Annotated in this window: 2 protein-coding genes; both read right to left on the bottom strand. The window is 66.0% G+C overall.

All coding sequences use genetic code 11. The features are described 5' to 3' along the window. A partial coding sequence (locus EN969_RS32925) for an ATP-binding cassette domain-containing protein (RefSeq protein WP_127419831.1) occupies positions 1-392 on the bottom strand: 392 nt, incomplete at its 3' end. Continuing rightward, on the bottom strand, positions 389-949 hold a 561-nt coding region (locus tag EN969_RS32920), incomplete at its 5' end, for an ABC transporter permease subunit (protein ID WP_127419830.1). The genes EN969_RS32925 and EN969_RS32920, both read right to left, overlap by 4 nt.

Raw genomic sequence — 949 nt, 5'->3', positions numbered from 1 at the left:
ACATTCTCCTCCACCGTGCGCCAGGGCAAAAGGCCGAACTGCTGGAACACCATCGCCACCTGTTTCTGGCGCAGGCGCCGCAAGGTCGCCTCGTCGCAGGTGACGACATCGACGGTCTTGTCGCCATCCTTGACCAGCACCTGGCCGCGCGACACCACGTTGAGCCGGTTGACCGCCCGCAGCAATGTCGACTTGCCCGAACCGGAGAGGCCCATCAGAACGGAGATCTCGCCCTCGTTCACGGTCAGGCTGGCGCCGGCGCAGCCCAGTACATTGCCGGTCTTTTCGAGGATCTCGGCGCGGCTGGCGCCGGCGTCGATCATCTTCAGCGATCCGGCCTGGTCGGCGCCGAAAACGATATCGACGTTCCTGAAATCGACGGCGACGGTCATTTCTTGCCTCCAACGGCGATGCGGGTCATCCGGTCGAGCACGATGGCCAAAACGACGATGGCAAGCCCCGCCTCAAGCCCGAGGTCGATGCGGCGCGAGCCGAGCGCCCGGTTGATCTCGGTGCCGAGCCCGCCGGCGCCGATCAGTGCGGCAAACACCACCATCGACAGCGACAGCATGATCGATTGCGTCAGGCCGGCCATGATGGTGGGCAGCGCCGACGGCAGTTCCACCTTCCACAGCAGCTGGCTCTTGGTGGCGCCGAAAGCCTCGCCGGCCTCGACGATCGACTTCGGCACCGAGACGACGCCCAGATGCGTGAGCCGGACCGCGGTCGGGATGACGAAGATGATGGTGACGATGAGGCCGGGCGCGTTGCCGAGGCCGAACAGCGTCAGCACCGGGATCAGGTAGACGAAGGTCGGCAGCGTCTGCATCAGGTCGAGCACCGGCAGCATGACGCGGTAGACCTTCGGCTTGTGCGCTGCCCAGATGCCGAGCGGCACGCCGATGGCCATGGCCATGGCAGCGGCCGCGACGACCAGCACCAGCTGTCT

This window comes from Mesorhizobium sp. M7A.F.Ca.CA.003.01.2.1 (genome assembly GCF_003998945.1).
Lineage (GTDB): Bacteria > Pseudomonadota > Alphaproteobacteria > Rhizobiales > Rhizobiaceae > Mesorhizobium > Mesorhizobium ciceri.
This window is presented reverse-complemented; position numbering and strand designations above follow the sequence as displayed.